Below are 22,616 nucleotides of genomic sequence, written 5' to 3' on the forward strand. Positions count from 1 at the left end.
CTCTTTTGACCATAGCGCAGTGCACATCGGATTATGCCGATAGTGACAACTTCGTCATCTCGGAAGCGCTCGGGTCAGTCGGTCTGCCGGGATGCCTCGGATTCACGCCGGAACTGCGCCTCCTCGTCAGACAATGCGCCGCGCTGGATGGTCGAACTTGCATCACGCGCGACCCGCCGCAGCCGTTTGTCCGACACTGAGCGCTCGCCCACCGCCTGCGGCGTCCAGGCGTTGAGGTCTTCTTCACTGAATCCGGTCTTTGACGGTCGGCGCTTCGTGCTGATTCCGGTCACTCCGTGCGCGAGACGGCGGGTAATGAGCAGGAATCCGGTATGCGCCACCATCCGGTGGTCGGGGCGCACAGCCAGTCCTTCAAGGTGCCACCCACGCACCATCGACTCCCACGCGTCCGGTTCAATGAACCGGCCATCGGCGCGGATCGCCTCCGCTGTCCGGGAAAGCTGGGTAACGGTGGCCACATAGCTGATCCACACTCCGCCCGGTGCCAGCACGGTGGCGACGGCGTCAAGGCACTCCCATGGCGCGAGCATGTCCAGAACGACGCGGTCAACGCTTCCCGGCTGCTCCGTTTCCAGAACCCGCTCCTGGAAATCCCCGAGCGTGATCTGCCAGGCGGGATGTTCGCCGCCGAAGATCGTTTCGACATTGCCTTTGGCGATGTCCGCGAATTCCTCGCGGCGTTCGAACGAGTGCAGGTATCCGTTGTCACCGACCGCGCGGAGCAGCGAGATGGACAGTGCACCCGAACCCACACCGGCTTCCACTACCCGGGCTCCGGGAAAGATGTCTGCCATGGTGATGATCTGACCGGCATCCTTGGGGTAGACAACCGCAGCGCCGCGAGGCATCGACAAGACGAAGTCGGACAGCAGCGGGCGGAGTGCCTGATACTGCCCGCCGGTGGTGTTGGTGACGATTGTTCCTTCAGGAATGCCGATCAGCTGGTCGTGGCTGAGAAACCCCTTGTGAGTGTGGAATGCACCGCCCGGAGTCAGGGTAACGGTGTTCATTCGCCCCTTCTCGTCGGTCAGCTGTACGCGCTCACCGGGACGCAGCGGCCCTCGGCGGGCTGCCGCGCCGTGGGGTTGCGGTGCAAAGCGCTGGTTTGACGGAGCCTCATCCGTCTCATGCTGGCTGGTGTTCATGGAGTCCTCCGGTGGTTCTGCTGAGGCAACCTGACGGCGCCCGTGTTCGTGGGTATGCGTAGTGTCAGTTACTGCCTGGTTGAGCACGGCCTGTGATAGCCGCGATGACAACGGACTGATGCAGAACGCCGGTGACCGACCCTTGCCGGTCTGTCACCGCGTACTCACTTCCGGCCAGCCTGGCCAGATACTGCACCAGTTCCTGCCCTTCGGCAAATTCAGGCACGTAGGCGCCCGGCGCGAGCGCGCGCGCGACAGCATTCGCCGACGTACCCTCGGCCTGCGTGTCGGGGACGGCCGTCAGCGCGCCTTGGTCCACCACCGCTTCCGGCAGTCCATCCGGGCTGGTCAGGACGACCTCGTGCCCTGGCCGGTCGGCGAGCAGCCGCCGGACCCGCTGGACGGAGGTTCCCGCCGGGACGCTCACCGCGGGACGCTTCAATCTCCCTGCGCTGACCTCGGGTAGTCTCAGCCGCATCTGCGCGTTGGCTATCGCTGAGCTGGCCCCAAGCCATAGGAAACCGCCCATAACGACGGCGACAATCACCGTGACGGTGCTGGGTTGGGAACCGCCAAGAAGCGGCACCAGCACAACGGCAGCAACGAGGAGGACGGCGATAGCCCTCCCTGTCCAGCCGGCGGCCACCGTTCCTTTTTCCTGGCTGCCGGTAGCACGCCAAACAGCAGATTCGACGATCCGTCCGCCGTCGAGGGGCAGGCCGGGCAGTACGTTGAAGGCCGCGACAAGGAAGTTGGCCCAGATCAGGATATTGGCCAGGAGATTTGCCACGCCGGTTGGTTCGATGATGACCAGCGCTCCCCAGCCGGCGACAGCAAGGACCAGGTTGGCTGCGGGTCCCGCCATGGCAACGACCAATGACCTGCCGGGGCTGGCGGCGAAGTTTTCAAACTGGGTGTGTCCGCCCCAGAGATTCAGGACGATACGTGTGGTCGGCCACCCGAACCTTCGGGCTGAGAGCGCGTGTGCAAGTTCATGTATGAGGACGGACGCTGCGAGCAGGACGGCATAGGTGAGGGCAACGCCGTACGCGCCCAAGCCAATGGCAGGGTACAGGTCTGCCACCTGCGGGCCGAAGACGATGACCACGAAAGCCGTGATGATGAACCATGACCATGCCAGTACAACCGGAATGCCGAAGATCCGCCCTAGCGGAATACCTTCCTGGCGTACGGGCTCAGGGCGTCGTGACCTGTTCACGCAGTTGCCCTTTCGCCTGTAGCGCGTCCAGCGTGGAAGTGGACGAGGTCTTCAACATCTTCCACGGTGCGTCCGGCGAGGCTGGTCCACTGTTGGTCAGCAGATTCAGCGGGCAAGGCAACGAAGTGAGGTACGCCAAGGGTGACTAGTCCGGCGGCCCTGGCTGATGTGACCCCGGGAAGGGAATCCTCGATGGCCACCACGCGCTCCTTGTGCAGCATGCGACCCTCCGAGAGGAAGTCAAAGGCCCTCTGGTATGCCTCGGGATCGGGCTTTCCCCGGGCTACCTGGTCACCGGTTACCAACAATTCGAACGTACCCTCTGGCAGGTGGCGTGACACCTCGAGCGCCAATTGCTGCTCGGACATCGTGACCAGTGCACAGGGAATCCCGGCCTGCCGCAGGGCGGTCAAGAGTTCGCGGGCACCCGGACGCCACGGAACCGACTCGCTGACCCTTGCTGTCACCTGTGTCGTGAGCGTGTCAATGATCTCGCGCACGCTCAACCTGACACCAGCGGCCTGCAACACGCCGGCCGAAAAGGTGAGTGCCTGGCCTACCAGGCCCGTTGCCTGCTCATCGGACCAGGATCCGCCGTGGGCGGCGACCAGCGCACGCTCAGCTTCAATCCAGTACGGTTCGGTATCCACGATCGTGCCGTCCATGTCCCACAGCACAGCCTGAAGGATGCGCTCCGCGGAAGTACGGTGCTCGGCATGCTGTCCGTTATCTGAGGGCACAGCCGTATTGCTGAAAGGGGCGACCATCCCCCAAGTCTACGGGGCCACGCAGGGCCGGCCGGCGGGTCCGCTCTGCGCGAAGCTGCGTTGGCACGCCTGACACGACAGCGGCGGAGGATTAGGGTGAAACGGTGAGTACGTTTGAAGACAACCAGACTCAGGGTGTTCCTGACGGCATTCCCGGTTTGTTCCCGGAGACGGAAACCGGAGGAAGAGTCACGGTCATGCTCGCCGCGTTCGAGGGATGGAATGATGCCGGCGAAGCTGCCAGCGATGCTCTGAAGTTTCTCGGAACGCAGTGGGGCGGGGAAAAGATCTCGACCATCGATGCCGACGAGTTCTACGATTTCCAATTCACCCGGCCCGTCATCAGGCGCAATAGCTCCGGACTGCGGCGCATTAAATGGCCCACCACCCGCATTAGCAAGGCCTCAGTGCCTGAAAGTAACCTGGACGTCATCCTGGTCCACGGTGTCGAACCGTCCTACAAATGGCGCGGATACACAGCCGAGCTGGTGGGTATGGCCAAGGAACTCGACGTCGACTGCCTTGTCCTGGTCGGTGCGCTCCTCGCGGATGTGCCGCACACCCGTCCGATTCCGGTCACGGTGTCTTCCGACGACGAACTCATTCGCGAGTCGCTCAACGTCGAGGCCTCCACCTACGAGGGACCGATCGGCATTGTGGGAGTGCTTGCGGAGGTGGGCCAGCTCGCTGACATACCCACCCTGTCCATGTGGGCGGCTGTCCCCCACTACGTCGGACAGTCACCGTCCCCGAAAGCCCAGCTCGCCCTGTTGAACCGGCTTGAAGAACTACTCCGCGTTGGCCTGGACACGCAGGCACTCGCAGAGGAAGCCGAAGCATGGGAGCGGGGAGTGGATGAGCTGTCCACTGAGGACCCGGAGGTGGCGGCATACGTGCGCCAGCTCGAGGAGGCAAAGGACACCGCTGACCTTCCGGAGGCAAGCGGCGAATCAATTGCACGTGAGTTTGAGCGTTACCTCAAGAAACGCCGTAAGGACTAGTCCTTCAGCCGGATCCCCAGCAGCGCGTCGAAAGCTTCAGCAGCCAGCTGCGCGCCTGAGTCTGTTCCTGCGAGGTGCGCTGTTTCAGCGCACCAGCGATCCACTGCCAGCAGGGCCGCCGGAGCATCAAGGTCATCCGTCAACGCCGCCCGCATCGCTCCGACAAGATCCTCTACCGATTCCACCGTTGCTCCGGCGAGTGCGGCCCGCCACGTATCCAGCCTGTAGCGCGCGGTATCCAGACCGATCGATGTCCACGACCAGTCGGAACGGTAGTGGTTCGCGAGGATGGCGAGGCGAATGGCAGCTGGATCGGTTCCGGCTTCGCGCAATGCAGAGACCAGCACCAGATTGCCTTTGGACTTGCTCATTTTCTCGCCGTCAAGCCCTACCATGCCCGCATGCGCGTAGTGGCGAGCAAGCGGACGCCCGGAAATGGCCTGAGCGTGGCCAGAGCTCATTTCGTGGTGGGGAAACATCAGGTCCGCTCCCCCGCCCTGCACCGCGAAAGGCGCCGGGAGATGCTGGAGCGCAATCACCGAGCACTCGATGTGCCAGCCTGGCCTTCCGTCGCCGAGGGACGCACCGTCCCACGCCGGCTCCGACGGACGGGCGACCCGCCAGAGCAGGGGGTCGAGCGCATTGCGCTTTCCCGGTCGGGCAGGATCGCCACCGCGCTCGGCGAAGGTGGGAATCATCTCGTCTTCGCCCAGATGCGAGATGAAGCCCAGCTTCCACTGCGTTTCTCCGACGGCGTCCGATAGTTCCGTTGCCTGGTCGACGGAGAAGTACACATCGCCGTCGGGGTCGGTTTCGGAGCCCGGAACGCGGTACGCGAGGTCGCGCTTCAGCAAATCCTCGATGACCGGGACAATGGCAGCGACGGATTCGACTGCTCCCACGTAGTGGGCGGGAGCGAGGACGTTGAGCGCTTCCATGTCCGCTCGGAAAAGGTCCGTTTGCGAGCGGGCGAGATCCATCCAATCGACGTTGGTGGCGCTGGCGCGCTCGAGCAGCGGATCATCTACGTCTGTCACGTTCTGGACGTAGTCCACCGCGGACCCGGCATCCCGCCAGAGCCGGTTCAGCAGGTCGAATGCCACGTAGGTGGCCGCGTGGCCCATATGCGTGGCGTCGTAGGGGGTGATTCCGCAGACATACAATCCCTGTCGCTGCCCAGCGGGAAGCTCTATGAAGCGCTTCAGGGCGCTGTCCCACAGGCGAATGGGAGGAGGGCTGCCGGGCAGGCCCGGAACGGTCCGGGAATTCCAGGAAATCACTGTTCTACCTTACGGGGTTGGATGCTGGCGATCGGCGCGACAGACGCGTCAGGCGGTAATGACGCCGAAGCCGAGAAGCAGGAAGATTACCAGGCCGAGGACGATCCGGTACCAGACGAAGACGCCATAACTGCGGGTGGAGACGAACTTCAGGAACCACCCGATGATGACGTAGCCCACCCCGAAGGCGATGACGGTTGCGAGGAGGGTCTCCAGGCCACCATAGGGACCGGGCGTCCCGGCACTCTTGTAGAGCTGGTAGAGACCGCTGCCAAAAACTGCGGGGATGGCGAGCAGGAAGGAGTATCTCGCGGCTGCTTCGCGCGTGTAGCCCATCAGCAGTCCGGCAGTGATCGTTCCACCCGAGCGGGAGACACCCGGAATAAGAGCGAGCGCCTGCGCAAGCCCGTACAGGATTCCGTGTTTGTAGGTCAGCCGGTCAAGAGTTAGCCGTTGGCGGCCAACGGCGTCCGCAACCGCGAGGATCACGCCGAAAACGACCAGCATGGTAGCCACCAGCCACATACTGCGGAACGTACTTTCGATCTGCTCCTGGAAGAGCAGCCCGAGGATGACGATCGGCAGGCTGCCGAGGATGACCAGCCACCCCATTCGAGCGTCCGGATCGTTCCGCGCGGTTTTGCCGGTGAGGGAGCCGAACCACGCCCTGATGATTCGGACGATGTCCCGCCAGAAGTACACGATCACCGCGGTTTCTGTCCCGAGCTGGGTAATCGCAGTGAAAGCTGCCCCCGGGTCCTGTGCCCTGGGCAGAAGCTCTCCGGCGATTCGCAGGTGTGCACTTGATGAGATTGGCAAAAATTCGGTAAGGCCCTGAACGAGGCCCAGGACGGCCGCTTCGATCCAATTCACAGATAAGACCCTACGTCACCGTGCCGGCCCTACACTTCAATGAGTCCTCGCCTTCGCCCCTCGCCCGCACTCGGCGCGGGTCCCTCGGCCAGTAGGCTTAGGCGTATGCAGTGGCGAAACGCAGGCGGTAGCGGACAACTGGTATCAGTGCTCGGCCTCGGAACAATGACCTGGGGCAGCGACGTTGACGAAGAAGCGGCGCGGGAGCAGTTGCGCCTGTTCGTCGAGGCCGGCGGAACGCTGATCAGCACGGCCGCACGTTTCTCTGAGGGACAGTCAGAGGCGGTACTTGGATCGCTGCTGGGCGATCTTGTTGCGCGCTCAGAGGTGGTCCTTGCCGTGTCCGGCGGCATTCCGCGGCACTGGTCCGAGGGACGCCTCGACGCGTCCCGAAAAGGCTTGCTGGATTCCCTGGATGCTTCGCTTTCGCGCCTGGGTACCGACAGTGTTGATATCTGGATGGCACCCGCTACCGGTGCGAACATACCCGTAGAGGAGACGCTGGCTGCGCTCGACTACGCCTACAGGTCGGGCAAGGCACGCTATGTGGGGGTGACCAATTACACAGGTTGGGAATTGACCCGGTTATGTTCAACGGCGGGGTTTCCCCTTTCAGTCCACGAGACGGAGTATTCACTGCTCAGCCGTCGCCCGGAGGACGAGGTGCTACCGGCTTCGGACGCTCTCGGAGTGGGAACGCTCGCATGGGCACCGCTTGGACGCGGTGCACTGACAGGCAAGTATCGATCGCAGCTGCCGTCTGACTCACGTGCCGCGTCCGATGAGTGGGCCGGCTACCTCGAACCGTACCTGTCAGGGCGAGCAGCGCGCATTACTGAAGCGGTGGCCACCGCCGCGAGAGGTTTGGAACTTTCGCCCGCCGAAGTAGCGCTTCGCTGGCTTCTCCAACGCCCCACCGTGGCCTCGGCGGTGCTCGGAGCACGCACTGGCGCGCAGTTGAAGGAACTGCTGGCATGCTCGCTGGCGCCTCTTCCTGCGCAGATCTCCGAGGTGTTGGACGAGGTCTCCGCGCCACGCTGAGCGCTCACATCCCGAAACGGTCTCAATGCGGCGTCGCGGCCGAAAGCTGACGGCCAGGTCAGGAGCCGCTGGCCGGTTCCCGCACTCCATTTCCGCTGCTGCCCTCTTCGTCATCTTCCTCGTCGTCTTCGTAGATGACGAGGGGAGTCACTTCGCCGTAGGCGTCATACAGCGATTCCTCGTAGGTCTCAAACGAATCGGCGATGGAAAGATAGGCGGCTTCGACCGCGGGATCATCCTCTCCCCTGCGTGATGCTGCCGCGGCGAGGTGTTCTTCCAGTGCGGAAACCAGCGATTGCAATGCGACACGCGGATCGATGCTCATGGTCTAGACGTTATCGGTAAAGTGAAGCAAATTGGAGGGAAATGCGCGAACAATTTCTGAACTCAACCGCCATTCGGAAACGGGATTACGGCCGCCAGTATGAGTACCTCGTGCTCACCGTCAACGCCGGCGAACCACTCTCCATGGCGCGCCAGCTACTGACTGAGCATGCAGAGTACGGCAAGTGGGAACTGGAGCGGAGCTGCATTTACGTAAACGGTCACCGACGCTTCTGGCTACGGCGCAAAGTGCTCCGAGTAGAGCGCACCGCCTGAGCAGTGGTTCTTACTGCTGCTCAGGACCAAGCCACGCCGATGCAACCGTGCGGCGCGCCGACTCCAGGTTGGACGGATGAAAGAAACCCGCTGCTACGTCCCGCGAGATGCGACTGATCTCGCTGTCATTGGAGTAACCCTGTCCACCGGATAGAACCACTGCCGCGTCCACCAGTTCGCGGGCGGCGCTCGTAGAGTGAATCTTCAGCGCCACCAGTTTAGCGAACCAATGATCCCCATGAGCTGCCCCGGAATCAAGGTCCGAGGCCAGCAGCCGAATGTGGGCATCAACGCGCTCCCAGCTCATGGCGGCGTCTGCCACGGCTGAACGCACGCCAGGACGGGATGTAACAGGAATTCCATCCATCCCCGGAGCCCGCTGGAGCGCGGCCTGCACAGCCAATTCAAGGGCGCGGTCGGCAATGCCGGCATAGACGGCGCTGATCAGCGTCTCGAACGCCGCAAAGATAGCAAAGACAAGTGGATCCCGATTCGGCCCGACCGGTAGCTTCCGGAAGATCCTTGACGGTGGAATCAAGACGCCGTTCAGCAGGGTTGTGTGGGATTGCGTCGCCCGCATGCCAAGCATGTTCCAGTCCGGCAGGATCTCTGTGCCGGCCGAGCCGCGGGTGACGAATCCGTGAACCAACCGTTCACCGTCTTCATCCATGCACTTTCCGAACACACCAAGCCGGGTCCACACGGGCGAAAGGCTAGTGAAGATTTTGGTGCCCGTGAATGCGTAACCGCCATCCGGGCGACGCTCTACGACGGTGCTCGAATCAAACAACACCGAATCATTGCCAGGCTCCGAGAGCCCGAAGGCGAATATTTCTCCCGCGGATGCCTCGCTGAGGATGAAGCCCAGCGAACTGTCTCCCTCCTGTGCGAGCAGCCTGGCCACAGCCGTCCAGACCAGGTGCATGTTCACAGCGAGGGCCGTGGCAGGGGCGGCCGATGCCAGCCTGCGTTGGCAGGCCACTGCCTGGGCCATGCCCACGGCTGCTCCGCCGTCGTGCTCCAGACAGAAGAGGCGCAGGTAGCCACGGGAAGCGAGCTCCTCAAAATCTTCCGTGCAAAAAACATTCCGGGCATCGTAGTCCGCCGCACGTGCACGGAACCGCTCGAGGAGATCCGCTGGAAGCATTTCCTCTGCGACGGAACTCATCAGCTGCCTGTGAGTAGACGGTTGAGCACGCGCGCACCGAAGCGGAGTGAATCGGTGGGCACCCGCTCATCCACGCCGTGGAACATGCCGGTGAAGTCGAGGTCATCGGGCAGCCGCAAAGGAGCAAACCCATAACCCGTGATGCCGAGCCGGCTCAGCGACTTGTTGTCGGTTCCGCCGGAAAGAGTGTAAGGCAGCACCTTGGCTCCGGGGTCCTCGGCGAGTAGCGAATCCACCATGCGGTCCACCAGGTTCCCCGCGAACGGTACTTCGAGCGAGACATCCTTATGCTCGTAGCTGACATCCACGGAATCGCCGGCCAGCGACTTGATCGTCTCGAAAACCTCCTCTTCCTGTCCGGGCAGAGTGCGGACATCAACGAGCGCTTCGGCGCTGCCGGGGATGACGTTGTGCTTGTAGCCACCCTTCAACACGGTGGGGTTGGACGTGTTCTGCAAGGTTGCGCCGACGAAGCGCGCAACGGTTCCCAGCTCCTTCAACAGGATTTCCGGGTTATCTGCGTCGAACTCAACCCCCGTCAGCTCCGTGACGCCGTCGAGGAATTGTCGCGTGGTCGGCGTAAGCTCGATCGGCCACTGATGTTCACCGATGCGCGCTACTGCGCGCGCGAGCTGCGTTACAGCGTTATCGGTATTGATCTGTGAACCGTGGCCTGCGCGGCCGTGCGCCACCAACCGAAGCCAGGAGATACCCTTCTCTGCCGTCTGCAGAAGATACGTGCGTTGGCCGCCGATGGTTGCCGAGAACCCGCCAACCTCCGAGATCGCCTCAGTTGCGCCGTCGAACAGTTCAGGTTTGTTGTCCACCAGCCAGGAGGCGCCGTAGTTTCCGCCGGCTTCCTCGTCTGCGAAGAACGCGAAGATGAGGTCTCGTTTGGGCCGTGTGCCGTCGCGCTGCATTGAGCGCAGGACGGAAAGAATCATGGCGTCCATATCTTTCATGTCCACCGCTCCCCTACCCCAGATCAATCCGTCGCGCTCCTCTGCACTGAACGGATCGACACTCCAGTCCTCTTTCTGAGCAGGTACGACGTCGAGGTGGCCGTGCACCACCAGGGCCGGAAGGCTGGAGTCGGTTCCTGACATCCGGGTCAGAACGGAAGCCCGTCCGGGGGCTGACTCGAACAGTTGCGCCTCGAGCCCTACTTCTTCGATGAGACCTGCCGTATATTCTGCAGCCTTGCGCTCTCCTGGTCCCTGGCTATCTCCGAAGTTCGAAGTGTCGATCTGGATGAGTTCCCGGCAGATGCGGACAACTTCTTCTTCGGGGGCGACGCCCATTGCAGACCTCCATCGAATAGCGGGTGTTAGGACCAGCCTACCGATGCCGCGTCCGGGGTCTGCCCATGCCGTGTGATTTCCAGCACGTTCAAGCCAGCTTCGGCTTCCGTTGCCTCAGGCTACGGCTATCCTGATGGGCGTCGACGCCACTTCGGGCGCATCACTTACCTTTCTGGGGAGATCATGAAGACCATCAAGATTGCGGCCACCGCCGCCGTCGCCCTCGCTGTGCTCACCGGTTGCGGGGAGTCCACCGACTCTGCCGCCACCGGATCCAACGCGGCGCCCACGCCGGCAAGCTCAACCGCACCTGCAGAGAACATCGCCGAGCCTGCTGTCAATGACCTCATGGGCGAACCCACCGCTGACGGTGCCAAGGCCTTTCTGCACCACGTCTTCCAACTCAAGTCCTATGCCCAGCAGACTGGCGATGTGGAGGCACTGCTCGCCTCGCTGGACGGTGCTGAGGCAGCGGTTGCCGATGCAGAAACAATCAAGGGCATTTACGACGACGGCGGCTGGATTCTGGGCGGGCAGCCCAAGGTGAAGCAAATCCTCATCACGACCGCCGCCGAGGATGTGGCGGAAGGTGTTGAGGTTGACGCGATGATTCCGGTTAACCCGGATGCCTACACCGAGTTCAACGAGACCGGCGACGTGGAGGAGACTCGCCCCTTCGATTCTGCCGGTTCAATGTACTCCGCCACCGTGGTGTACTCCGATGGTGCCTGGAAGGCCACCTACCTCGAGGAGACGCCGGACGCGGAACTTCCTGCCACCGAGTAGGACCCGTCCACGCGTTACGCACCCGCTCCCTGCGTTCGACAGGAGCGGGTGCTGCCGTTCAACCAGACGAAAGATCCTCGTAGGTTCTGGTCCTTCGTTCGGCTTTCCGCCTGGTGAAGTAGCCCACGCAGGACAGCACGATCCCTCCCACCAGCAGGACAAGAGCTGAGATCAAGAGGAAGAACACCACCGCGAGACCACTGCTTCCGTCCCGGTAGGCCACGTCAACATACCGGCTCACACCTGCGACGAGCAGGCAGATGCCAATCAGGGCGAAGACGGACCCCGCGAGTATCTGACGTTTTCCAGCGGCCTCATTATGCTTTCGCCACGAGTTGGAGATGGAGAGCGACATCCGCTTGTCGAAGTTCCGGTACCACTCTTCGCTCATCGACAACCTCTCCTCACGTATCCGGGTGGACTCCCCGCCCACTGTAAGCACAAGGGACTCGCAGCGGATGCCCTATCAGCAATTCCGGTGCGCCCATCGAGGGTGTCCATGCCGCCTCCCAGTGTTCCTGAGACACCGCCCGACTGGCGAAGTTTGAGCGCACTGCACCTGTGATGCATCCCATACCCATGGTTCAATGGAGTCCCCAACCGGGGGGGAAATGATGTCTCACACCAAACTGCTCAGCACCGGCGGACTATCGATCGTGGTAGGTCTGACCGCCTTGCTACTTCCATTCGCCGATGTCATCGAAGGTAAGAGCGACGCCCTGGGCATAGCGGCCGTCGTCGCGGGATCGCTCCTCATCGCAGCCGGGGCTGTGGTGACCCTCCTGGGACTGTTGGCCCGCCACAAGGATCTGAGCAGACCGCGTACCTACAGTGAGTTGCCCGATGACGAGAAGTTTCAGCACAACGCTGGCACGTATCAAGGTGCGCGACACGGAGTGCAGGGGTATTCGGCCGGTGACCCTTGCCCTTAGACGCCGGCGCTCCTGATTCCTCCCGGAGGCCCGCGGCCGCGCCTGGCCTGCGAAGTGCGCAGCTCAGCCGAACCCATGAGGTGGGTTTGGCGGCAGCATCGACGTGGTCGAGGGCACAAAAAAACCCCGGCGAACCGGGGTTTTTGTTGTGCGCGGAGGGGGACTTGGACCCCCTTCTCGGCGTGGCGCCCACAGCGAGTTCCGCATGAATACGCGGTTTTTGGCACGGTATGTCCCGCATTGTGCCTTCATCTCACCTCGTATTCGACCACGCGAACCACGCGACTAATCCTCTGCCTCTGCGGCCGCTTTGAAGCGCTGCTCACTAGCTCGTCGGCTGTCGAGCACCGGCGCGCATAGGGGTAAGTATCAGGCCACTAAGTGCCTGCGTACTTCAAGAGGACGTCCGTATGTTCACCGAACCACAATTCCAATTGCTCACGCCAGAACAGGTTGCAGATCGCGTCGGCATATCGGTGCGCTCAGTGCGGGAAAAGGTCTACCGCGGTGTCGGTGACGGTCGAAAAGTGAGCCATTGTGACGGTTGAAAACTGAGCCACCTGTTCCAAACGATTGGGTGGGTGATCACAGTGGAGGATTGGGCTCTTATTCGGCGGTTGCATCTTGCCGAGGGTGAATCGATGAGGTCGATAGCGGCGAGGCTGGGCATCTCCCGTAACACTGTCGCGAAGGCGGTGAGTGCTGATGGTCCACCGACTTATGTTCGTGCGCCGCAAGCCTCGGGGATCAAGGCGGTGGAGCCGGCCGTTCGGGTTCTGTTGAAGGAGAACCCGCGGATGCCGGCGACGGTGCTGGCTGAGCGGGTGGGCTGGTCCGGGTCCCCGGCATGGTTCCGGGAGAACGTGGCCAGGATCCGCCCGGAGTACGCCCCGGCTGATCCCGCCGACCGGATCAGTTACGAACCGGGTGATCAGGCGCAATGCGATCTGTGGTTCCCTGAGGTGCGGATACCGGTCGGTGACGGGAAACCACGGGTGTTGCCGGTTCTGGTGATGGTGTCCTCGTATTCACGGTTCATCATGGCCCAGATGATCCCGTCCCGGATGACAGGGGATCTGCTGGCCGGCATGTGGGAACTCATCGGGCGTCTGGGTGCTGTTCCGCGGCGGCTGATTTGGGATAACGAATCCGGTATCGGGCGGCGGGACAGTTACGCTGCCGGGGTCGCGGCGTTCGCGGGGGTTCTGGCCACCAAGATCTTGCAGGTCAAACCGTACGACCCCGAAACCAAGGGTGTGGTGGAGCGGGCGAATCAGTTCTTGGAGACCTCTTTCCTGCCGGGCCGGTCCTTCACCTCACCGGAGGATTTCAACACTCAGCTCGGCCTGTGGTTGCCTCGTGCCAACGCCCGGCTGGTCCGGCGGACCGGGGCGCGGCCCGCTGAGCTGATCATCCGGGATAAGGCGGCGATGCTGGGGCTGCCACCGGTTCCACCGGTGACCGGTTTCAGGACCCGGGTCCGGCTTCCAAGGGATTACTACGTCCGGATGGCATCGAATGACTATTCCGTGCACCCGCAGGCGATCGGTAGGTTCGTCGAGGTCACCGCGGACTTGGACACCGTTACGATCCACCTTGATGGGCGGTGCGTTGGGAACCATCCGCGGTCCTGGGGAACCGGTCTGACGATCACCGACCCTGACCATGTCGAGGCCGCCGGCGCTCTACGCAAAGCCTTCCAACACCCTGCACCTGCCATGGATGTCTCCGGGCTGCGTGACCTGGCGGACTACGACCGGGCTTTCGGTGTGGTCCTTGATGACGGGCAGGTGGCCTGATGCTTGAGGCGAAGGAGACCATCAACCAGATTGAGTATTACTCCCGGGCGATGAAGGCGCCTCGGATACGCGAAGCGGCGCCCAGGCTCGCCGGTCAGGCCCGCGACAACAACTGGACGCATGAGGAATACCTCGCCGCGGTGCTCTCACGCGAGGTCGCCGCACGGGAAGCCTCCGGAGCTGAGACCCGGGCCAGAGCCGCTGGCTTCCCTGCCCGCAAGTCGTTGGAGGACTTCAGCTTCGATCATCAGCCCGGCCTTAAACGGGACACCATCGCCCATCTGGCCACCGGTGCGTTCCTCACCGAAGCATCGAATATCGTCCTGCTCGGGCCGCCCGGAACCGGGAAGACCCACCTGGCGACCGGGTTGGGGCTACGTGCCACCCAGCTCGGCCACCGGGTCCTGTTCGCTACCGCCACCGACTGGGTTGCCCGGCTGCAAACAGCTCATCAGAATGGGCGGCTGCCGCAGGAACTGGTTCGGTTACGCCGTTACCGGCTCATCATTGTTGACGAGGTCGGCTACATTCCCTTTGAGCAAGACGCCGCAAACCTTTTCTTCCAACTCGTGTCCTCACGCTACGAGCACGCCTCGCTGATCCTGACCTCGAACCTGCCCTTCGCACGCTGGGGAGACGTATTCGGTGACCAGGTCGTCGCCTCGGCCATGATCGACCGCATCGTCCATCACGCCGAGGTCGTCACCCTCAAGGGCTCCAGCTACCGGCTCAAACACACCCAAGCGGAGTCCCTGCCCTCGACAAGGCCGGAAAATACGGCAGAATAACCAACGTCAAAGTGGCTCACTTTTCAACCCACAAAACGGCTCACTTTTCGACCATCGCTGACACCGCGGGTCTTGGCCGCATTTGCGGATCGATGCGAGAACCGTCAGGTTCACCGAGGAGCAACTAATGGAAATCGTCGAAGCCTCCGCGAAATCGGGTCGCGGGGTGTTAATCCAACGTCCTGCGCGGGATGCCGGGAGGGAACTCGCGGCATTGCTGAACGGCCAACGGTGAGTACGGACCTCTGTGGTCAATATATCTAGCGGATGCCCCAGTACAACGCTCCCCGGAGGGACCAGGCCCTTCTCCTAACAGTCGAACTTGCAATGGCTCCAGCACCGACACCGATGCCGCACCAAGACAACTTCTTCTGTTTGCGTGCAATGCACGGTTTCATGGCAATACCAGCAATTACCCACAACACAGGGCTTCACGGCAAAACCAGCAATTACGCACAAAGCAGGGCCCCACGGCATTGGCAGTAGGGCACAACGTACGTCCACAGGAAGCTCATCTGACTGCGCTCCCCGGCAGCAAATGGGGAAGAACGGCACGAAGACACCACAGTGATCACCGCTTCCGCATGCGGTTCGGAGGAGTTTGGGAGGATCCCTCAACGGGCGCTTTGGTGGAATCACGGCCGGCGGTTGAAATGTGCTCCTACCGATGAATTTGCGCATCAGCGAAACAGCGCCAGCTCCACCACATCATGAGGCCTCATGGGCGTGGGCAACTAGAGAGACGCTGCCCAATGGCATAGGAGCGCAACCGTTGACGCGGGAGGGGCGCGTGGCATCCCCGTCGACAACACGGAGCAGCGTCAAGGGAGTAATACTCCAACTAGATTGTCACTTTTTCGATGAAGGGGTCTTGTTGCTAGTTGTGTGAAAAAGTGACGCTATTTCCACCGAGTCCATCAATGCGGACTTTGAAGGTAGGTTCAGAAGCGTCGTTGAAATTCCAGCCACTTCTCAAAGTTGAGCTTTGTCCTGGTTCAAGTTTTGCATCCCAATAGGCTTCCACTACGTCATCCTGGACGGAACGGACATCAAAGTCGCCATCCATAGCACTGTTAGCGACTAACTGGACGTCACTACGTCCCAAGACGACCCCTTCGGACAAATTCTTGATAGTGACATCGAAGTAAAGGTTGTCAGCACCTTTCTTTGGTGTACCCCCAAGGGTCGTGCTAGCGAAGTCAGCGTCTTTCCCAGGCTCGAATTCTTGAGGTTCTTGCACCGTGATCTCGAGCAAAACCTGATCCCCACTACGTCGAGAATCTTCATATATCGCAGTTTGCCCATACAAACATTTGCCGAAGTTCTCATCGATGTTGCAAGTCGTGTCTTCAACGCTGGCTTGTGGCTCAATAGCTGTGACCACAGGAGCAGGAGTCGGGGGCTCGGCTGACGGTGTCGTTGCTTCAGCCGGCACGGTTGATTCAGGCGGAGCGGTCTGGGCTTGGGTTTCTACGACTAAGGACGGGCTCGGCGACGGAAGCGCCTCAGCACTGCTGTCTGAACTACTCTCTCCCCCGAATGCACTGGCGATGAGCGATCCGACGATGAGGAGTGCGAGCAGGCCGCCACCCGCCCCGATCAATTTCCACGGAGTCTCTGGTTTACGGCGACGGAAGGTCAGCTCCGACCGCACTGTCCCCTGTTCCTGAGAGACGAACTCCCAGCCCTCTTTCTCTAATTTGGCTCTAGTCCTGGCCTCCAAGCCCCGAACCGTCTTGACGGACCTCGTCTCGTACTTCACACCTGTTGCTGTCGTCATGTTGCTCCCTCTTGGCCTGGACATCAAGCACTCTTCGAGAGCTTAGAGTGACGCGACCTTTCCCCAAAACGCCGCCATCTATCGCTGCATTTCACAGCGGAACCACTCCCCCGGCCATGGCCCGTCAGGTCTGTCCCAGTAACCGATCCTCCACCGCACTCGTGCAGCCATGTGAGCCGGGGAGTGAGCGCCTGCGAAGGCTTCATGGGGTGCCATGCAGCAGGCCCTCGACCCTGTAGCCTTACGGGCATGAGCATGGACGAGCCGGGCAGGCCTCCGCCCCCACCCGCTCCGAGCTTCAGCGACACCGGCCTAGACCCGGCAGGCCGCGATATTCCGAGGCTGACGTCCGCGCTGATCGTCTTCAGCGGATTAGCGGCCTCAGGGCGATCCACGTCCCAGGCGGCGTTGATCGAGGTAGCTCGGACTGCCTTCGGGAAGAGAGTCGCCACCGTCGAGAATCTGATCAGGTTCGCGTACGAGGACGCGCCGAACCTGCCAGCGATCACCCAATACGAGCTTGCCTGGGACAAGCAAACCTACGCCGCTGGGGCCCGCCGAGCGCTCCTCGACAACCCTGACCTCCTGCAGATCGAGCTCCTGCAACGCGCCGAGACCGTCGAGGTCGCGGTCAAGGCGGCCACCACAGGGACACTGGTGTTCACCTCGCTGTACGCATTGTCGCCGGAGCAAGCACACCTCCAGATCATCAACATGATGTCCGACTCGAGCCGGTCCGAGCTGACGGCCGCACTGTCGAAGGTGCCGGTGGTGGTCCTTCATCACCACCGTGAGCTGCCGGAGGCGGGCTCCAAAGAAATCCCTAGGCCCATCATCACCATGCGTGCCTGGCTCCCACCTGCGTATCCTCCGAGCTTCAGAGAGTCCCTCCGAGCCAAGGTCTCCAAGGTAATTTTCGGCGATCGCGGCGTTAATTGGCCCGTGCAGTAGGCCGGGTCCGCCGTTGACCTGACAAGTGACGAGGGACCGCGAATTTCCTCCTGGCCCTCACGGGTCGGAAGTTACCGCATCCGTTGCCAGTGACTAATGGAAGGATTCTGAGGTGTTTTCCATCCACCTGCCCGAAGGAGAGCCTTGGTACTCAGAGAAACGTTGCGTCCGCGATAACGACCGCGACGTGTCGCTACAGTTCAAAGGGGGTATCGGATCGGAGCCTGGCAGGGCGTTCATCCTCAGGCAGGGGTCTGAGGAGATTTCTTTGACGACGGCTGAGCAGCTGGGCTTCGTTGATCCCGGCAACAACAAGAAGCCCTACTTCATTTATTACATCCACCTATTTCAAACGGTGTACGAGCATGATGGTGGTACTAACGCGTCCCCGCGTCGCTTCGCCAATGACGGAGAAGAAGCTAACCGTTGGCTGCGCTTGGCCGCTGAAGCTCTGTTGATATTCGGGCGCGATTACAACGGTCCAGAACTAGAACCTGATTACGTCCGCGTCCTTCTCGACGGAAAGGTTCTAACTCGCCGAGATTTCGGTTACATCGACTAGCCTCGTCACTCTCCCGCGGGAGAAACCGACGCCGAGTTCGGACTCATATTGATTGCTCGATTCTAGGATCCCTCACCGCGCAGGTAATTTATGAGATCGAGTTCGGTGGCCCCACCTCATGACACCGGCCTATAACACCAATCCCGGAACTGCGAAGCTTGCAAGCAGGACCCGCTCTCCATCGTGAGGGCGAGCTTATCCGCCTGTAGTGATCTACCTCCTGCTCAGCTCATGTCTGGTTCTGACTAGAGATTTGCGCTCCGCGACTGGCGTTCACGCTTGTAATCGAAGTGGACCGATACATTCCTGAGGTGGCTCGTCTTAGAGTAGGCCCATTTTTCCTTGTGATCGATGTGATCTAGGAAGAGATCGCCAGTGAAGGCGGGCCCGACTCCCTCGAAGATGGTCGCAAGGACGACATCGTACGTCTTAGCCACCAGTGAACTGAATGCTCGAAGGGTCCTAGCGCTTTCAAAGCCTGGGTACTCGTCGCGCGAGACACGGCGGACCCGTTCATCTAGCATCTTCTTCGAAACATGGGTATAGCCACTCAGCGCCCCGAATGCGTCATGCACATCGGTGCAGAATTTCTCCCGGTCCGGCAGCATCCGTAGCCTCAATCGGTCAGCCACATCCACGGACGAGCGCGGAACGTCACTATGTAGGTAAGCAATACGATCAATTAGGAGCGCGTCACCCGGGAATTGTTGGTCGACGTAGACAGCCTTGACTGCCAACTCAAGCATGTAACGCAACTCGCGTCGGCCGACGTTGAACACACCCTGCATACCCAAGATATGCACTGAAACCGCCGACTCAATAAAGTCATCCATCGAGGACTGCAACAGCCAGCGCTCTGAACTGGGGTAGCGAGTGAAGGCAAGGGCGGTACTTCTCACTGCATCGACGAAGTCGGCGGTCAGTCGTTCCAGCCGCTTTTGCTCTGCCTGGAATTCGGAACCGCCTTGAAGATCGTCATGCTGACGTATCAGTCCCTCAAGCCTTGCGGCGGCGACGGCGAAGGGTTCTTCTGAGTCGGCTAGAGGGTCCGTCTCTTTCTCCATAACGCTGGCATCTCCTCATCTGAATATCAGTAGCATCTCGTAAGGATAGGATCCTTCAACAACTTTCGGGCCGATCGGTCTGCCAGCCAGTTGCCCCAGTGAAGAGCCAAAGTGGGCGCCTCTATCCAAGGCCACTGCTCGTCGGAAAGACCGGTCTGGTCTTACTCGATGGCCCGCCGAATCACAGCGCATCATCCGCGCAGTCAGGGAAGAGGCGGACTGTGTGCCGCGGATCAGGTTTGGGAGCCTCCGTATCCGGATTCTATGCAGGAATATGAGCGGAGAATCGATATAGACTCGGCCTCGTGCGGCGACCACAGGCTGTCGGGATGAGCGGGGATGGTCATAATGTCCAAATGGGAAGAACGCCAGGAATCCGGGCTAGGACGGAAAAGCAGCACACCAGCAGGGCCCGACATTTGGTTGAGACAGGCGCTGTAGCGGTCATCAGCGCCTTATTGGCGGCTGTTGTAGGGCCAATGATCACTGCAAACGCTGACCGTGAAGCAGAGCGCCGCCAGCAAGTCAGCGAGCATTACTCGACTTATCTTGAAGCAGCCAACGCCTATTTCGTGGCGTCACAATTTTTCGTCGGCTCTCTCGAAACGATGCAAGTTCAAGATGAGTCGGAACAAATTCGCCGTATGCAACCGGCGGCCCAAGCCGTGGAGCAGGCGCGGATTGACTACCACGCGGCGGCTAACAACGTGTATGCGTTCGGTAGCGAGGAAGCATGGCTGGCGCATGAGCAAGTGCTTGCCACGCTCCCCGAAAAACCGGAATACGCGCAAGCACGCACGATAGACCCTGGGGAGCCCGACGAATTCCTAGGTGCGCACAACATTTTCCTGGCGGTGTTCTGTAAGGAAGCTGTCGCCACTCCGCGCACGAACTGCGACAGACTCCTGGAACGTTGACGGGTCAGCAGTTGGAGTTCGGTGCGTCCGATCGCCCGGCTGTAAGCGTCGAAATAGGCGGTTAGGGAAACAGCGGGCGTCAACGCCAGCGCGCCAGCCGCTATCTCGTTGTACGCAGTCCCCGGTTCGCTTTCCGTCTGCCCAGATTAGTAGGCTGGGCCCATTACCATCCCTCGGTTGGATCCCTTACCGGACGTGTTCTGGAGGGTGGCGTTTGCCCGGTGCCTTCGCACTACACCAGTGTCGCGTTCTCGCCCTTCGGCGCAAGAACAGCGATAAATGCGCACACCGTCGAGTCGCCGAATGATCTGATCCCGTCAATTACGTCAGGTCATCTATTGTCTATTGCAAGCGGGGGCTGAAGGGTTCTTTGCGACAGAATCCGGAGGACCGTTCAATATGACGCCAGATCACGGCACAAAAAAACCAGTATCCAAGGGTTGGCACTGTCCCAATGTATGGGCACCAATCGAACTTTTCGAGAGCAACCCTGTGAGACACCTCCTGGTGCCAGAAGGTGTTTTCACCACTGTTCAGGGCGACGACAGCTCGCTACAGATCAGCAACGTGTATGGGACATGGCCCGCAGCAGGCGGAGAGAACCCGCCGAGTGAAGACTGCCTATGGGCGCGGTTATCTGTCGGGTCAAAAGTAGGAGACCCCATTCTTAAAGCAGAGTGGTGTCGGCCCACTTTCCTCCGCCGCGGCGCCCCTGCTGATGTACTGCAAAGCTATAGATCGGCGATCACATTCTCTGAAGGCACGGGCGAGACTCCCGGCCTGCGTGCTCCGCAACTCGGAGCCTTGCACGCCGTTCTCGGGTACTGGACTACGAATCGCTCCACGCCTGCAACTGTGGTTATGCCCACCGGCACGGGCAAGACCGAAACTATGCTTGCGCTACTCGTCGCCGCGCGCCCACAACGGGTGCTTGTGCTTGTGCCGTCGGACGCACTACGCAGTCAAGTGGCCAGCAAGTTCGAAACGCTCGGCGTTCTGCAAGAACTTGGCATCGTCACCAATCATGCCCTCCGGCCAGTCGTGGGACAGATTCAACACGGCTTCACTTCCGCGGAAACAGCAGTAAAGTTCGCAGAGGCTTGCAATGTCATCATCACAACACCGTCGGCGCTAAGCGCCTGTGAGGCTGAGGCACGACAATCGATTCTGGACCTGTGTTCTCACCTCTTTGTTGACGAAGCTCATCACGTTGCGGCGCGCACGTGGTCGGAGATCCGGAGCAACTTCGAGAGCAAACGAGTCCTTCAGTTCACTGCCACTCCCTTTCGGGAGGATGGGAAGCATCTGCAAGGTCGCGTACTCTATTCATTCCCGCTACGAGAGGCCCAAGCACAAGGGTACTTTTCGAAGATTGATTACAAGAGCATTATCGACTTCGGGGACATCGACAGGGCTCTAGCTGAACAGAGCTTGGTGAAACTTCGATCGGATCTTCGAGACGGATTTGATCATGTCTTGATGGCTCGAGTCAGCGGGATACCTCGCGCCAAGGAGGTCCAACATCACTATGATGAACTAGCCTCCGATTTGAAGCCTGTGATCATCAATAGCCAGATGCCAAAACGGCAACAAAAAGAAGCTCTTGCTGCTTTGAATGAGCGCTCGTCACGGGTTGTCATCTGCGTGAATATGCTCGGCGAAGGATTCGATCTGCCAGCGCTGAAGGTAGCTGCGGTACATGATCCGCAGAAGAGCCTCGGAGTCACTCTTCAATTCATTGGCAGGTTCGCTCGCACTTCCAATCGTGGTGAATACGGCGGAGCGTCCATGTTCGTGGCCCGTAGAGAATTCCAGTTCGACAGGCGATTACGAAGCCTATACGCAGAAGACTCGGACTGGAACTTGGTCCTGCGGAACCTGACTGAGAACGCAGTCGAAGAGCAGCAGGAGGTTAGTGATTTCGAGGATGGGTTCACCAGTCTCCCCGAAGAGGTGGCACTCCGCAGCCTACTGCCCAAGATGAGCACCGTCGTATACCGCACTGCATCAGACAACTGGGACCCGCACAACTTGATCGAGTTCTTTGGGGAGGGTCAACTGCTAACCCTTCCTATCGGGCTTAACGAAGCGGCCGGAATCGCATGGTGCGTTGTTGAAAACCGCCATGATGTTCGCTGGGGGGAACTGAAAACAATCGAAGAAATCTCCTACGAGCTTTATGTTCTCTACTACGACCGCAATCGGAAGTTGCTCTACATCAATAATTCGGCGAACGATGGGGTTTTTGAAGAACTCGCAGAATCAGTAGCCGGCCCGGGCTCATCACGCTTCACCGGGTCCACTGTCTATCGTGTGATGGCCGACATTGAGCGCCTTGTTCCCACCAACGTGGGGGTAATTGACGCCCACGACCAATTCCGCCGCTTTTCCATGCACGTCGGATCAGATGTTACGGCCAGCTTCTCCCAAGCTGAAGCTGGAACGAAGTCTCAAACAAACATCTCCGGCGGAGGGTTCCGAAACGGTGAACGAGTGAGTATCAGCGCTTCCCTCAAGGGGCGTGGTTGGGTCCCCGGGTAGGAGTCCGGTGACTGTGTGAGTTTCGCATCCGATAATGGGTGCAGGAGGAAATTCACAGATTATGGCACGTAGGCATACCC

The 22,616-nt window shown here is 60.6% G+C and carries 22 protein-coding genes; 11 read left to right on the forward strand and 11 right to left on the reverse strand.

Going from position 1 to position 22,616, the window contains the following annotated elements; translation table 11 throughout:
* Window positions 1-74: 74 nt before the first annotated feature.
* The 3 genes from ASH00_RS14125 to ASH00_RS14135 all read right to left on the reverse strand — a co-directional run bounded on the left by ASH00_RS14125 (window position 75) and on the right by ASH00_RS14135 (window position 3,152).
* Window positions 75-1,166 (reverse strand): tRNA (adenine-N1)-methyltransferase, encoded by a 1,092-nt coding sequence (locus tag ASH00_RS14125; protein ID WP_056549576.1) that lies wholly within the window; start codon window positions 1,164-1,166, stop codon window positions 75-77.
* Window positions 1,167-1,230: 64 nt separating this feature from the next.
* A complete protein-coding gene (locus tag ASH00_RS14130) occupies window positions 1,231-2,385 on the reverse strand; it encodes a site-2 protease family protein (RefSeq protein WP_056549578.1) in 1,155 nt (384 codons plus the stop codon).
* On the reverse strand, window positions 2,382-3,152 hold the full coding sequence (locus tag ASH00_RS14135; protein ID WP_082566160.1) for an HAD family hydrolase: 771 nt from the start codon (window positions 3,150-3,152) through the stop codon (window positions 2,382-2,384). Before ASH00_RS14135 ends, ASH00_RS14130 begins: the two co-directional genes overlap by 4 nt.
* 149 nt (window positions 3,153-3,301) lie before the next feature.
* Here ASH00_RS14135 and ASH00_RS14140 point away from each other — a divergent pair, with 149 nt between their 5' ends.
* Complete coding sequence (locus ASH00_RS14140) at window positions 3,302-4,153, forward strand: proteasome assembly chaperone family protein (RefSeq protein ID WP_056549625.1); 852 nt, start codon at window positions 3,302-3,304, stop codon at window positions 4,151-4,153.
* Here the strand turns inward: ASH00_RS14140 and mshC are convergent.
* Window positions 4,150-5,433 carry a cysteine--1-D-myo-inosityl 2-amino-2-deoxy-alpha-D-glucopyranoside ligase gene (gene mshC / locus ASH00_RS14145; protein WP_056549579.1) on the reverse strand — a complete coding sequence of 428 codons (1,284 nt, stop codon included), beginning with the start codon at window positions 5,431-5,433 and terminating at the stop codon, window positions 4,150-4,152. The two genes, ASH00_RS14140 and mshC, sit on opposite strands and share 4 nt — an antisense overlap.
* A 48-nt stretch (window positions 5,434-5,481) precedes the next feature.
* Entirely contained in the window at window positions 5,482-6,306 is an 825-nt protein-coding gene (locus tag ASH00_RS14150; protein WP_056549581.1) for an undecaprenyl-diphosphate phosphatase, read from the reverse strand.
* 105 nt (window positions 6,307-6,411) lie between these two features.
* Here ASH00_RS14150 and ASH00_RS14155 point away from each other — a divergent pair, with 105 nt between their 5' ends.
* On the forward strand, window positions 6,412-7,347 hold the full coding sequence (locus tag ASH00_RS14155; protein ID WP_056549583.1) for an aldo/keto reductase: 936 nt from the start codon (window positions 6,412-6,414) through the stop codon (window positions 7,345-7,347).
* 58 nt (window positions 7,348-7,405) lie between these two features.
* Here ASH00_RS14155 and ASH00_RS14160 read toward each other — a convergent pair whose 3' ends face one another.
* On the reverse strand, window positions 7,406-7,672 hold the full coding sequence (locus ASH00_RS14160) for a hypothetical protein (protein WP_056549585.1): 267 nt from the start codon (window positions 7,670-7,672) through the stop codon (window positions 7,406-7,408).
* Between the two features lie 41 nt (window positions 7,673-7,713).
* On the opposite strand from ASH00_RS14160, the gene ASH00_RS14165 reads away from it, so the two are divergent.
* Window positions 7,714-7,947, forward strand: a complete 234-nt coding sequence (locus ASH00_RS14165) for a DUF5703 family protein (protein ID WP_056549587.1) — start codon at window positions 7,714-7,716, stop codon at window positions 7,945-7,947.
* A 10-nt stretch (window positions 7,948-7,957) separates the two neighbouring features.
* Here ASH00_RS14165 and ASH00_RS14170 read toward each other — a convergent pair whose 3' ends face one another.
* A complete protein-coding gene (locus ASH00_RS14170; protein WP_056549589.1) occupies window positions 7,958-9,115 on the reverse strand; it encodes an acyl-CoA dehydrogenase family protein in 1,158 nt (385 codons plus the stop codon).
* Window positions 9,115-10,416, reverse strand: a complete 1,302-nt coding sequence (locus ASH00_RS14175; protein ID WP_056549590.1) for a M20/M25/M40 family metallo-hydrolase — start codon at window positions 10,414-10,416, stop codon at window positions 9,115-9,117. The genes ASH00_RS14170 and ASH00_RS14175 overlap by 1 nt, the downstream gene beginning before the upstream one ends.
* A gap of 183 nt (window positions 10,417-10,599) precedes the next feature.
* On the opposite strand from ASH00_RS14175, the gene ASH00_RS14180 reads away from it, so the two are divergent.
* Window positions 10,600-11,202: a DUF6318 family protein gene (locus ASH00_RS14180; protein WP_056549592.1), complete on the forward strand. Its 603-nt coding sequence runs from the start codon at window positions 10,600-10,602 to the stop codon at window positions 11,200-11,202.
* A 58-nt stretch (window positions 11,203-11,260) separates the two neighbouring features.
* On the opposite strand, the gene ASH00_RS14185 is transcribed toward ASH00_RS14180, so the two are convergent.
* Window positions 11,261-11,593, reverse strand: coding sequence for a hypothetical protein (locus tag ASH00_RS14185; protein ID WP_056549594.1), 333 nt, complete (start codon window positions 11,591-11,593; stop codon window positions 11,261-11,263).
* A gap of 196 nt (window positions 11,594-11,789) precedes the next feature.
* Between ASH00_RS14185 and ASH00_RS14190 the strand changes: the two genes are divergently transcribed.
* From ASH00_RS14190 to istB, 3 genes are all read left to right on the forward strand, one after another.
* Complete coding sequence (locus ASH00_RS14190; protein ID WP_157359148.1) at window positions 11,790-12,134, forward strand: hypothetical protein; 345 nt, start codon at window positions 11,790-11,792, stop codon at window positions 12,132-12,134.
* A 581-nt stretch (window positions 12,135-12,715) separates the two neighbouring features.
* Window positions 12,716-13,933 (forward strand): IS21 family transposase, encoded by a 1,218-nt coding sequence (istA, locus tag ASH00_RS14195; protein WP_157359149.1) that lies wholly within the window; start codon window positions 12,716-12,718, stop codon window positions 13,931-13,933.
* Entirely contained in the window at window positions 13,933-14,721 is a 789-nt protein-coding gene (istB, locus tag ASH00_RS14200; protein ID WP_056549599.1) for an IS21-like element helper ATPase IstB, read from the forward strand. Before istA ends, istB begins: the two co-directional genes overlap by 1 nt.
* A gap of 877 nt (window positions 14,722-15,598) precedes the next feature.
* Here istB and ASH00_RS14205 read toward each other — a convergent pair.
* Entirely contained in the window at window positions 15,599-16,501 is a 903-nt protein-coding gene (locus ASH00_RS14205) for a hypothetical protein (RefSeq protein ID WP_056549600.1), read from the reverse strand.
* Window positions 16,502-16,750: 249 nt separating this feature from the next.
* Between ASH00_RS14205 and ASH00_RS14210 the strand changes: the two genes are divergently transcribed.
* Together ASH00_RS14210 and ASH00_RS14215 are read left to right on the forward strand one after the other, a co-directional pair.
* Window positions 16,751-17,452, forward strand: a complete 702-nt coding sequence (locus tag ASH00_RS14210; RefSeq protein WP_162252861.1) for an ATPase, T2SS/T4P/T4SS family — start codon at window positions 16,751-16,753, stop codon at window positions 17,450-17,452.
* 112 nt (window positions 17,453-17,564) lie between these two features.
* On the forward strand, window positions 17,565-18,014 hold the full coding sequence (locus ASH00_RS14215) for a hypothetical protein (RefSeq protein WP_056549602.1): 450 nt from the start codon (window positions 17,565-17,567) through the stop codon (window positions 18,012-18,014).
* Window positions 18,015-18,259: 245 nt separating this feature from the next.
* On the opposite strand, the gene ASH00_RS14220 is transcribed toward ASH00_RS14215, so the two are convergent.
* Window positions 18,260-19,078, reverse strand: coding sequence for a hypothetical protein (locus tag ASH00_RS14220; RefSeq protein WP_056549603.1), 819 nt, complete (start codon window positions 19,076-19,078; stop codon window positions 18,260-18,262).
* 479 nt (window positions 19,079-19,557) lie between these two features.
* On the opposite strand from ASH00_RS14220, the gene ASH00_RS14225 reads away from it, so the two are divergent.
* Window positions 19,558-19,995, forward strand: coding sequence for a hypothetical protein (locus ASH00_RS14225; protein WP_157359150.1), 438 nt, complete (start codon window positions 19,558-19,560; stop codon window positions 19,993-19,995).
* Between the two features lie 399 nt (window positions 19,996-20,394).
* Window positions 20,395-22,536 (forward strand): DEAD/DEAH box helicase, encoded by a 2,142-nt coding sequence (locus ASH00_RS14230; protein ID WP_082566162.1) that lies wholly within the window; start codon window positions 20,395-20,397, stop codon window positions 22,534-22,536.
* Window positions 22,537-22,616 lie beyond the last annotated feature (80 nt).

It is taken from the genome of Arthrobacter sp. Soil782 (assembly GCF_001428435.1).
Taxonomy (GTDB): domain Bacteria; phylum Actinomycetota; class Actinomycetes; order Actinomycetales; family Micrococcaceae; genus Arthrobacter_D; species Arthrobacter_D parietis.

Bases quoted from the DNA above. Each gene is read 5' to 3' on its own strand.
- ASH00_RS14185 (WP_056549594.1), bottom strand. From the start codon at position 11,593: ATGAGCGAAGAGTGGTACCGGAACTTCGACAAGCGGATGTCGCTCTCC.
- ASH00_RS14165 (WP_056549587.1), top strand. From the start codon at position 7,714: ATGCGCGAACAATTTCTGAACTCAACCGCCATTCGGAAACGGGATTAC.
- ASH00_RS14180 (WP_056549592.1), top strand. From the start codon at position 10,600: ATGAAGACCATCAAGATTGCGGCCACCGCCGCCGTCGCCCTCGCTGTG.
- ASH00_RS14135 (WP_082566160.1), bottom strand. From the start codon at position 3,152: ATGGTCGCCCCTTTCAGCAATACGGCTGTGCCCTCAGATAACGGACAG.
- ASH00_RS14210 (WP_162252861.1), top strand. From the start codon at position 16,751: ATGAGCATGGACGAGCCGGGCAGGCCTCCGCCCCCACCCGCTCCGAGC.
- ASH00_RS14230 (WP_082566162.1), top strand. From the start codon at position 20,395: ATGACGCCAGATCACGGCACAAAAAAACCAGTATCCAAGGGTTGGCAC.
- istB (WP_056549599.1), top strand. From the start codon at position 13,933: ATGCTTGAGGCGAAGGAGACCATCAACCAGATTGAGTATTACTCCCGG.
- ASH00_RS14190 (WP_157359148.1), top strand. From the start codon at position 11,790: ATGGAGTCCCCAACCGGGGGGGAAATGATGTCTCACACCAAACTGCTC.
- ASH00_RS14225 (WP_157359150.1), top strand. From the start codon at position 19,558: ATGATCACTGCAAACGCTGACCGTGAAGCAGAGCGCCGCCAGCAAGTC.
- ASH00_RS14175 (WP_056549590.1), bottom strand. From the start codon at position 10,416: ATGGGCGTCGCCCCCGAAGAAGAAGTTGTCCGCATCTGCCGGGAACTC.
- ASH00_RS14220 (WP_056549603.1), bottom strand. From the start codon at position 19,078: ATGGAGAAAGAGACGGACCCTCTAGCCGACTCAGAAGAACCCTTCGCC.
- ASH00_RS14205 (WP_056549600.1), bottom strand. From the start codon at position 16,501: ATGACGACAGCAACAGGTGTGAAGTACGAGACGAGGTCCGTCAAGACG.
- ASH00_RS14160 (WP_056549585.1), bottom strand. From the start codon at position 7,672: ATGAGCATCGATCCGCGTGTCGCATTGCAATCGCTGGTTTCCGCACTG.
- ASH00_RS14125 (WP_056549576.1), bottom strand. From the start codon at position 1,166: ATGAACACCAGCCAGCATGAGACGGATGAGGCTCCGTCAAACCAGCGC.
- ASH00_RS14155 (WP_056549583.1), top strand. From the start codon at position 6,412: ATGCAGTGGCGAAACGCAGGCGGTAGCGGACAACTGGTATCAGTGCTC.
- ASH00_RS14170 (WP_056549589.1), bottom strand. From the start codon at position 9,115: ATGAGTTCCGTCGCAGAGGAAATGCTTCCAGCGGATCTCCTCGAGCGG.